The sequence below is a fragment of the Elusimicrobiota bacterium genome (assembly GCA_016706425.1).
Lineage (GTDB): Bacteria > Elusimicrobiota > Elusimicrobia > FEN-1173 > FEN-1173 > JADJJR01.
Genome location: JADJJR010000001.1, coordinates 1829359 through 1839880, shown reverse-complemented (window position 1 = coordinate 1839880; position 10522 = coordinate 1829359). Strand labels below are relative to the sequence as shown.

The following is a 10522-nucleotide window of genomic DNA, read 5'->3' as shown; positions in this document are numbered from 1 at the left end:
GGGGAAATCAGCCAATGAATAAATCGGTCGGTCTAACTCATTGACGGGGATTCCCGGACCAACGACCGATCCTCAGCCGTGAAAGAATTTGGCGAGGGCGTGATAGATGGGAATTCCCACAGTCAGATTGAAGGGGAAAGTGACCCCCAGGGCCGCCGTGAGGTAGACGGTGGGGTTCGCTTTGGGTATGGCGATGTGGCAGGCCGCGGGGGCGGCAATGTAGCTGGCGCTGGCGGCCAAAATGGCCAAGAGCGTGCTACCTCCCAGGGAAAGTCCCGCGAGGGAACCGGCCGCCGCGCCGAGCGTCCCCGCGAAAAGCGGCATCAGGACGCCGAACCCGACCAGAAAACCGCCGACTTTCCTTAAATCGCCCAACCTTTGGCTGGCCAACACCCCCATTTCCAATAGGAACAAGGCCAGGGCGCCTTTGAACCCGCCAAAGAAAAACCCTTCCACAGGTTTAAGTCGTTCGTGGCCGGCCAGCGCTCCGATCGCCACGCCTCCGATAAGAAGGAAAATGCTTCGGTTCAAGAGCACCTCCGCCACAAGGGGGCCCCATTGGGTTTTCCCCTCGCCCCGGCGCGCCAGGGCCACCGCCAGCCCGATGGCGGGCACTTCCATCACGGCCACCAAAAGGGTGAGATAGGCCTCGTAGGACAGGCCCAACCGGTCCAAAAAGGTTTGTCCCACGGCGAAGGTCACCGCGGAGACGCTTCCGTAGTGGGCGGCGAGGGCGGCGGCGTCGTCCCTCGAAAAGCCGCCCCACCGTTTCACCACAACATAAGTGAAGGTCGGGATCAGCAGAGCCAACAGAACCGCGGCGATCACGGGCCCCGCCAGTTTCCACCCGGCGTGTTCGGCCAAATGCACGCCCCCCTTCAACCCAATCGTCACAAGCAGATAGATGCTCAGCATTTTGTAGATGGGTTCGGGCAGCCGCAGATCGCTTTTGGCGCCGCCGGCCAACAGGCCCAGGACAAAGAACAAGATCACGGGATCAGGATTGTTCCGACCCCCGCAAATTTTAAATCCTCTTCTGGGTGGTGATAGGGTCCCACAGGCGGTTCGAGGGCAAACCACCCGGCCGTAAAGAGGTTGTTCCAACCCCCGCCACCCCCCCAAAACTTTTTCATGGACGCCTTTCCATCCGCGTGGTTCTTCGATGTCGGACGATTCCGACCAGGAGCGTCATGGCGGTCAACGGAAGAGCGCCCCACAGCATGGTCGCGCTGAAAGCGGGGAGCGCGTCATGGCCCGCGGCATTAAGGATTAAAAAGAGCGTGTAGGCGCCGTAGTAAAAGAGGAAGAGGACCCCCTCCCAGCGGGCGATCAAATGCCCGGTCAGGAAAATCGGCAGGCAGGCCACCGACACGGCCACCATGACGGGAATATCAAAGTTCAAAGCGGGGGAGGATACCGCGACCCCCTCGGGGCCGATGACGGCCGCCAACCCCAGCACACCCAGGACGTTGTAGATGTTGGACCCCACGACGTTGCCGATGGCGATTTCGCGCTCGCCGCGCCATGTCGCCAAAAGGGAGGTGGCGACCTCGGGCAGGCTGGTCCCCGCGGCCACGATGGTTAACCCGATGATGAGTTCGCTCACCCCGAGGCCCCGCGCGAGGCTCACCGAGCCCTCCAGAAGCCACCGCGCGCCCCAAACCAGCACCGCCAAACCCACCGCGATGGAAACCAGGCTGCCGAGAATGGACACTTTGGTCCGTTCTTCGGCGGGTTTTTTTCCGCCTTCCTTTAATCCGGCTTGGATTTGGTAAATGGTGTAAGCGATCAAAAGGGCGACCAGGAGCGTCCCGTCGCCGCGGGAGATTCGACCGTCCAGGGCCAAACCCCAGGCCAGGAGGCTTGTGCCGATCATGACCGGGACCTCCCGCCAAATAATGGGACGGGTGACCCGCAGGGGAGCCAGCAGGGCGGAGGCTCCCAAAATTAAAAGCACATTAAAAATGTTCGATCCCACCACGTTGCCCAGGGCGAGGTCGGCTTGACCCGACAGCGCGGCTTTGGCGCTCACGACCAATTCGGGCGTGCTGGTGCCGTAGGCGACCACCGTGAGGCCCACCACCAAAGAGGGCACGCCAAGCCGGAGAGCCAATCGGCTTGACCCGCGGACCAACAATTCCGCCCCGCCGACGAGGAGGACCAAACCGCCGAGAATCAACAATACGGGAAGAGGCATGGATGTATTTTATCCTTTCTTGGGAACTCGCCGCCGACTTCGCGGGGTCGGATTGGGACGCACCGGCCGTCCCTCCAGAAGAATTTCGACTTTTTCGGACATCTCGGCGTGAAATGCTCGCGTCGTTTCCACCCACCCCGGAACGGCCGAGGCGAGGGCCACGTTGTCCGTCAGGGGGCGCAGGCCCGCCGGTCCCACTTCTTCCAGGGTTCGATTGAAAACGGAGGCCACCAGGAAGGCGTCGTCAAGGTAACCAAACAACCCGTGGGCCTTTTCGGGAAGAAAATCCTCCGGGTTCATAAGGTAAGCCAAGGCCAACGTGTGGACCCGCCGCAGGGCGGGGGGAACGGGCAACTCGCGCGACCATTGGCCGATTTGAGCCAGCATGTCCGGAAGGGCCAGGATCATTTTTCGCAGAGGCGCCTCCACGCGGACGGCTTCCCGGGGACCGACCCGGGCGATCACGGCGGATCGAAAGGGGTCGTTGGGGTCGTCGGCCAAGCGGGCGAGCTTTTCTTTGAACGCGTTCAGCACGGGAGCCTCCTGGGTGGTTGAATGGCTTAATTTTAAGGCAATGGAACAAATTTGTAAAATAGATATATAAACATCTATAATTAGATTTAATAAATGATTCCATTCAACTTCCACCATCTCTATTATTTTTTCGTGGTTGCCAAATCGGGCTCCATCGCCAAAGCCACGGACACGTTGTTGTTGGCCCAGCCGACGGTCAGCGCGCAGATCAAGGCCTTCGAGAAATTCCTCAAGCGCCCGTTGTTCGACCGGCGGAACCGCAAATTAATCCTGACCGAAGAGGGGCGGCTGGTGCTCGATTACGCCGAAAGCATCTTCGCTCTCGGGCGGGAGATGGAGGACGCCGTTCGGGACCGCCTCTCGGGGGGGGCCGTCGCGGTTCAAATCGGGGTGGCCACGGGCACGCCCCGGGCCTTTGCGCAAAACCTTTTGGAAACCACCCTCGCCCTCGCCCCCCGCTCGACCCTTACGTTAAAGGAGGGACCCTTGGAGGCTTTGCGCGGCGACTTGCGGGATCAACGGCTGGACGTGGTTTTGTCTTGCGCCGGGGTGGGTGGCGCCGACCGGGAGGGTTTTGAGAACCATTGGGCCGGCCGGGTGCCGGTCCATTTTGTCGCCGCGCCCGCCGTGGCCCGCACGGTTCGGCGTTGGCCGCGGGATTTGGAGGGCGCCCCGTTCATCGTTCCGGGCGGCTCCAGCCCCGCCTATCGGGAGGTGCTGGAACTTTTGGACGTCTGGAAAGTCCGGCCGCGGGTGGTGGCCGAAGTGGACGATGTGGAGATCGCCCGCCGCCTGGCCGTCGCCGGGCACGGGATCGCCCCCTTGAACGAAGCCACCATCAACGTGGGGCCGAAAGGGGCATTGAAAATTCTCGATACCCGGGGGATTGCCCTCTACGAGTCGGCCTACCTCATCACCGCCCGGCGCAAACACCCCCATCCCACCGTCCAACGTCTTGCGCGGGTTTTTTCGGTGATGCCCGGGGGCGGAGGCCCTCCACCCTCTTTGAATCGGGGCGAAAAGGCAAAATAAAAAAGGCCGACATAGTCGGCCTTGGGGAAAGTGGAGCGGGTGATGGGAATCGAACCCACGTCTGAAGCTTGGGAAGCTTCCATTCTACCATTGAACTACACCCGCGTTCTGGGGGGATTTTAGCAAGCGAAGCGCCTTTCCGCCAGGGCTTGACGCCATCGGGTTTCGGGGCTAAGGTTGATCTGTATGGACGAAACCCCACCGCGTAACGACGAGGGCCGCCGTTTGGAGGCGGTCCGACGGCTCCGGTTGCTCGACACACCGGCCGAGGAGCGCTTCGACCGCATCACCCGGTTGGCGCGCCGCGCCTTTGACGTGCCCATCGCCCACGTTTCCCTCATCGACGACAAGCGCCAATGGTTCAAATCCATTCAAGGGTTGGCCCTCTCCGAATCCCCGCGGGACACCTCCCTGTGCGCCCACACTATTTTGCAAGACGCCCCGCTGATTGTCGATGACCTCACCGCCGATTCCCGCTTTCGGGACAACCCGTGGATCTTGGAAACGCCGCGCATCCGGTTTTACGCGGGGTATCCGGTGAAGGCGCCGGACGGCAGCAACGTCGGCACCCTCTGCGTGATGGACGACCGCCCCCGGGCCATGACCGAGGAAGATCGGCAAGCCTTCCGCGACCTCGCGGCCTTCGTGGAAAAAGAATTGCAAGTTGTTCATTTGAGCGAAACCCAGGGGCAATTGATTCAACAGGTGGCGGAAAGCGAACGCGCCCGCTACCTCGATGATTTGACCCGCCTGTGGAACCGCCAGGGCGTCACGGATATCCTTCAACGGGAAATCGCCCGGGCCGTCCGACGCAACGACACCGTCGGCATCGTGCGCGCGGACATCGACAGCTTTAGGGAAATCAACGTTCGTTTCGGTCACATCGCCGGCGACGAGGCTTTGCGCCAGGTGGCTCAAGCCCTGCGGGGGGGAGTGCGGCCCTATGACGCGGTCGGGCGGTACGGCGGGGAAGAATTTCTGTTGGTTTTGCCCGGTTGCGACCGGGAGGCGGCCCGATCCGTCGCGGAGCGCGTTCGAAGCGCCGTGGGTCGCTTGGTGCTCCGTTTGGGGGAGGACACCCACAGCGTGACGATGAGTTTCGGCGTCACGGACATTACCCCTACGGGGGAGACAGATCAAGAGGCTTTGATGCAAGAGGCCGACGTCGCCCTTTTCCGGGCAAAACGGGACGGCCGCGATCGGGTGGTGATTTTTAAAAACGAAACTGCCGGGAAACCGGCGACCAAGTCGAAGGGGAGGGACAATGCGTCTAAAGACTAATAAGTGGCTGGGCGTGGCGTTGGTATTGGTGGGCGTGACCGCCCGGGCGGGCCTTCTGGAGATTCGCGCCGGGGTTGGCATGAACGCCGCCGACCCGAAAGACTTGAACACCGCCATCAACAGCGGCCTCGACAGCGACTCCATCGACAATTACAACTTGGATGTCTATTTCAACATTCCCGCTTTCCCGTTGGGTGTCGGGGTGCGCAACGAGTGGTTGAAGGGCAAAGCCTCCCTGGGAGCCGATTCCTGGGACATCGACGCCAACAACTTGACGGTGCTCGTGGACTGGCGCATCATCGACAGCGTGATTTATGTCGGACCGTTGGTCACGGTGGGCGCGCCTTTCGGGGATATTTTGGCGAACTCCGGCGGGAACGGCGACAAGGCCACGCTCAAAATGGACCAATTCAGCTACGGCGTGGCGGCGGAGGCCGGGATTAAAATCGGGTCTTTGATCCTGGGCGCCGAAGCGGGCTACCAATCGGTGAAATTAAAAGCCGGCTCGGGGAGCGCCCAAGTCGACGTTGATTTGTCCGGGGTTTACGGCAAGGCGATGGTGGGCATCAGCTTCTTTTAAGTTTGAATGGAGTTTTGGAGCGCGGCCCCCGGATAGGGGGCCGCGCTTTTTTTAAATACTTTTGAAGGCATTATTGCCTCGAAATAGCGAATAAATGATTAATTTCAAATAACCACTATTAAAAAACCGATTATAACGGTTTAAAATAAACCGTTTAAAACGCTTGATTTTTTAAGATAAATGCCTTATAAGATAGCAATGAGTTAAGAACATAGACCGATCATCGTCGAAAAGGAGCCGGTTCGCTGGCTATTTAATCGAAACGTTTTGTCGTCATAAGGGGAGGCTTGTGCACACAAAACCGTTGATCATGGTCGTTGAAGACAACAAACAGACCCAGGAAACACTGAAACGCGATTTGGAGTACCTGGGGATGGATGTTTGGCAGGCATTTTCGGCCGAGGACGCCTGGAGCGCCCTCGAAGCCGCCGATAAAATCCCCCACGTTTTGATTTTGGATTTCCATCTTCCCGGCGAAGACGGCCCCGGGTTTTACCGTCGTCTCGCCGTCAGCCCCCGATTCCGCGAAATCCCCGTCATTCCCTTCACGGCCCTCATCGGCCAACAAGACGCGACCAGTTCTCTCACGTTGGCAAGTTACATCTCCTCCCGGGACGCCTCTGCCCCGCACACCCAACCGATCGTTTCCAAAAAGGGCCGCGAAGACATCTACAAAACCCCGTCCGAGTTGGTCCTGGCCATCGGTCACGCCCTGCGGCAGCAATCCTTCGCCCTCTCCGATGAAATGCGTAAAACCATGAAGGACATCGTCAGTTCGTTGGTTGATGAATTGGATGTGCCGGATGAAGTTGAATAGGAAAAAATCAAAAGGGCCTTGTTTCCTCGGGGCTTTTCGAGAAGTTCATTTCAATAACAATTACTTTCCGAAGGGGTTAAAATGAATCCGAGCAACAGTACTGGCGGACGTCGTCTTTTTCCTCGCTATCTAATTCAACCCCATAAAACTTTTTTTTTAATTCCTAACAAAACCGACAAGGTCGAAGGAACTGCATTTGAAATTGCCGAGGATAGTTTAACTTGTCGTTTTGATGAAACCATTGGTTTGGAAGTCGGTGAAAAAATTGAATTGTTTCAGAAGGATACGAGTAATCCTTTAATTTCCGGAAAGATTGTATCGGTAAGAAAAAATGGGGATAAAATACGTGCGGGGATATTTTTCCCAGCAGGGGGGCTCTTTTCGTATTTTCCTTCTTTTCCGTTGGAAAATCTTTGTGATTCCAGAAATTTAGTTCGGGGTGAAAGAAAAGCCAAAGAGGAGGGGTTGCGGGAATATGAACGCCGTGGCTTTTGGCCTGGATTATCTGAAAAACGATTTTTTTCAAGATATATTTGGGAGTTAAAGAAAACAGATTCATATTTTTTTATGACCCCTCTCCAATCTGGGACTGGCGCTCATGTTCAAGTGAACGGGCGAGATATGATTATGATGTCATCCAATAACTATCTAGGGCTTTCAGTTCATCCCCGAGTAAAGGAGGCGGCCAAGAAGGCAATTGATAAATATGGATCTTCTCCGTCCGCTTCAAGTTTACTTGGGGGAACACTTGATATACATCTGGAATTAGAGGATTCTTTGGCGAGATTTAAAGGTACAGAGGCTGCATGTGTCTTTAGTGCGGGCTACACAACAAATTTAACAACTTTGTTAACTATATTGGCCAAAGGAGATGCGGTATTCTTTGATGATAAAAACCACGCAAGTTTGATGGATGGAGTGCGCCTGAGTGGTGCAGATGCTAGAGCTTATTCGCATAAAAACACTTCTGATTTGGATTCAAAACTGTCAAGAACTAAAAATAAAAATAAGTTGGTTGTCACAGATACAGTATTTAGTATGGATGGTGATTTTGCCCCCTTGCCGGAGATATATCGCACTGCCAAACGCCATGGTGCTGCGTTGATGGTCGATGAAGCCCATGCAACAGGAGTTTTTGGGCCTAATGGGAAGGGCCTCCTGGAACATTTTCATATGGAAGGAAAGCCGGAGCTCGTAATGGGAACACTTAGCAAAGCTTTGTCGGGGGTTGGAGGGTTCATTGCAGGTAGTAAGGAATTAATTCGGATTCTTAAGCACACTGCACGAGCTTTCGTTTTTAGCGCAGCAATTCCGCCGAGTGTTTGTGCTGCAATTCTAGAATGTTTGAAATTAATAGAAGAAGAGCCTGAGCGTCGGAAAAAGTTATGGGCAAATACAAAAAAAATGAGGGAAGGTCTTAGGTCTTTGGGTTTTAATACTGGGGAAAGTCAATCTCCCATTATCCCGGTGATATTTCCAAAAGAAGAACATACCATATGGATGACAAGGGGATTAAGAGAGGCGGGGATTTATGTAACTCCCGCAGTTTATCCCGCTGTTAAAAAGAATGCAACACGAGTTCGCACAACAATCATGGCTACGCATTCCGATTCTGATATTGATAAGGCTCTCGAAACCTTTAAGAATGTTCGAAGTATGATGCCTTAGTTTTACACATGGATATTAGGGTAATCAATTCCATAGTGGCTGCGGTATTGACTGCGGTCATTGGTGCACTCCCTTTAACCCTTCGAAGAGACCGTTTGGCGTACCTCTTTGCGATTTCAAACGCAACTCTAGCCTTATGGAACCTTGGAGATGTTGTGGTTCTCCTGCCAGAGTCCCACAATGTAAAACTATTTATTTTTCGAGCCAATTATCTGGCAGGAATATTCTCTGTTTGGTTTTTTTATTTGTTCATGTTTGCCTACATTAGGCGTCCGGTCGATCATTTTAAATGGATATGGAAATCATTAAAAATCATCGGGATTGTTTTAACTCCGCTAAGTTTCACCCCATTCTTGGTTAAAGATTTGGAAACTCAATTAAGCCCTTTTAAAGAAATTCCAGGTGTTGGAATGCCGCTGTTTATGATTTACCTGATAAGTGGTTTCGTCATACCACTTCAGCAAGTTTTTGCGGAGTATAAGTCGGCGGTGGGATTAGCCAAACGACAAATTGGTTATATGTTTCTTGCGCTATTCTTTATCCTTCTTGAAGCTTTTGCTTTTTTCTTCTCTTTATATTTTAAATCCATCCCTCCCTATTATTTCCAACTTCAAGTGGCATATGTATTAGTCCTAGCATATGCCATCGCTCGATATAAGTTGATGGATATTAATCTTGTGTTTAGATACGCATCAATTTATTTATTATTTGCTCTTTCGTTAACTATTCCTTTTAGCGCGGTGGCAATATTATCTTCATCCCATTTGGTTGTTGTTTTGTTGATTTTTACTATTTTTCTCCTTGCCCCACTACTGGAGAAGAAGTGTATTGGTTGGTTTCGTCGTTTTGTTGATAAATTACCACCCTTCCGGGGGCGATACCAATTTTTAAACGACACCCCTGGTTTCCAAAGGATTATTTCATCTTCGGCTTCGGTCAAGCATTGGGCCGCGAATCTAACGGATTCGGTCAATCGTTTGCTGGAAGTGGACAGCACGGCCGTTTTCGTCATCGATGAGAATCACCAGATGTACATGGCCATGTCGGCCGTGGGGGCGGATTTCGGAAAGTTGGTGTATGCGTCCCCCAAGGTGACGGACCCTCTTCCCGTTCATTTGCGCTCCAGTCGAAAAATACTGCAGAAGGAATATGTCGAGTTTGAGGTGCTTGAGTCCGATCGGCCGGCCGTGCTTAATTCCATGCGCCTCATCAAAGCCGAGCTTTGCGCCCCATTTTTTAATGGGGATAAGTTGATCGGGTTTGTTTCCATTGGCCAAAAGCGCAAACGCGGGCTAAGCTTATTTCGACCCCAGCATTTCAGGCTTTCTTCGATCCTTGACTATCTCGATTTTGCGCCCACGTCGACGCCCGCTTTCGCCTATGTGCATCGAGCGCTTTCGATGGAATTGGGTATAAAAGAAAGCGGGGACGCGCTGAAATTGACCGCGGACCAAGTGGCCGAAGGGTTCAACCGGCTGGTCAATAAACGCGGTTGGGTTGAGAAAATTCCCAGGGTGGACCAACTGCGGCTGCGCTCCGAAGGGCTCAATCTGTTGGATCGCCTGCGCAGCCAAACCAAGGAGGGAGTTCCTGTTTTGACACCCTCGGAGGAATCCGCACTCAACGCCGCGGTGCTGGCACATTTTTATCAAACGGAATTGGTCGACTATTGGCGGGAAGACAACATTAACGACGAAGACACGAAAGCCCTCGCCGGTTTGGTTCAAGGGGCCCAGGGCGCCCTGATGGTTATCTTCGTGACGTTGGCGGGGCAAATGAAATCGGTGGAGTGGGCCCACGATTTGCGCCATCCCTTTGTCAAAGGGAGTTTTAAGGTTTTGGACGCGATGCTGATGGGCAAGTTGGGCCCTTTGACATCGGAACAGTATCACGCGCTGGCCAACATACAAACCGACGCGAAATTTGTTGAAAGTCATATCTCCGAGTTGGTAAACCCGGAAACGTCGGGAGCCTTGAGGAAAAAACAAACAAAAATAAACGATTTGCTGAAGACGGTGGGGGAGCGCTACACCTATTTCGCGGGCTTGTCCGGCATTGATTTCCGTTTGATCGCGCCCGCGGAAGATGTTTGGGTGCAATGCGACCCCGACTTGATCCAGTATCGGGTGTTTAACAATCTGCTCGACAACGCCATGCGCCACACACCCAAGGGGGGAATTGTGGAATTGGGGGTGCGCTCCGTGGGGAAGGGGGCCCTCGCCCATTGTTATGTCCGCAACACGGGGGGGACGCCCATAACAAAAGAGGCCCTCCCACATCTGTTCGAGCGGGGAAGTCCTTCCAAAAGGCCCACCTCGGGGCAATCGGGACTGGCCGGCTTGGGATTGTTTAACGTCGAAAAAGTCGTGTCCGCGCATGGCGGGAAAAATTGAAGTGAAAAGCACGCAGGAAG

The 10522-nt window shown here is 54.3% G+C and carries 9 protein-coding genes and 1 tRNA gene; 6 read left to right on the top strand and 4 right to left on the bottom strand.

What is annotated here, in order from left to right:
- Window positions 1-72 precede the first annotated feature (72 nt).
- From IPI56_07610 to IPI56_07600, 3 genes are all read right to left on the bottom strand, one after another.
- Entirely contained in the window at window positions 73-1023 is a 951-nt protein-coding gene (locus IPI56_07610) for a sodium-dependent bicarbonate transport family permease (GenBank protein ID MBK7545590.1), read from the bottom strand.
- Window positions 1024-1129: 106 nt separating this feature from the next.
- On the bottom strand, window positions 1130-2197 hold the full coding sequence (locus tag IPI56_07605) for a calcium/sodium antiporter (protein MBK7545589.1): 1068 nt from the start codon (window positions 2195-2197) through the stop codon (window positions 1130-1132).
- A gap of 9 nt (window positions 2198-2206) precedes the next feature.
- Window positions 2207-2731, bottom strand: coding sequence for a DUF1232 domain-containing protein (locus IPI56_07600; protein MBK7545588.1), 525 nt, complete (start codon window positions 2729-2731; stop codon window positions 2207-2209).
- 93 nt (window positions 2732-2824) lie between these two features.
- Here IPI56_07600 and IPI56_07595 point away from each other — a divergent pair, with 93 nt between their 5' ends.
- Window positions 2825-3763 (top strand): LysR family transcriptional regulator, encoded by a 939-nt coding sequence (locus IPI56_07595; GenBank protein MBK7545587.1) that lies wholly within the window; start codon window positions 2825-2827, stop codon window positions 3761-3763.
- Window positions 3764-3794: 31 nt separating this feature from the next.
- Here the strand turns inward: IPI56_07595 and IPI56_07590 are convergent.
- Window positions 3795-3868, bottom strand: a tRNA-Gly gene (locus IPI56_07590).
- A gap of 81 nt (window positions 3869-3949) precedes the next feature.
- Here IPI56_07590 and IPI56_07585 point away from each other — a divergent pair.
- From IPI56_07585 to IPI56_07565, 5 genes are all read left to right on the top strand, one after another.
- Window positions 3950-5044: a sensor domain-containing diguanylate cyclase gene (locus IPI56_07585; protein MBK7545586.1), complete on the top strand. Its 1095-nt coding sequence runs from the start codon at window positions 3950-3952 to the stop codon at window positions 5042-5044.
- Complete coding sequence (locus tag IPI56_07580) at window positions 5028-5624, top strand: hypothetical protein (protein MBK7545585.1); 597 nt, start codon at window positions 5028-5030, stop codon at window positions 5622-5624. Before IPI56_07585 ends, IPI56_07580 begins: the two co-directional genes overlap by 17 nt.
- A 289-nt stretch (window positions 5625-5913) precedes the next feature.
- Window positions 5914-6441, top strand: coding sequence for a response regulator (locus IPI56_07575; protein MBK7545584.1), 528 nt, complete (start codon window positions 5914-5916; stop codon window positions 6439-6441).
- 81 nt (window positions 6442-6522) lie between these two features.
- A complete protein-coding gene (locus IPI56_07570; protein MBK7545583.1) occupies window positions 6523-8109 on the top strand; it encodes a pyridoxal phosphate-dependent aminotransferase family protein in 1587 nt (528 codons plus the stop codon).
- 35 nt (window positions 8110-8144) lie between these two features.
- Window positions 8145-10502: a hypothetical protein gene (locus IPI56_07565; protein MBK7545582.1), complete on the top strand. Its 2358-nt coding sequence runs from the start codon at window positions 8145-8147 to the stop codon at window positions 10500-10502.
- Window positions 10503-10522 lie beyond the last annotated feature (20 nt).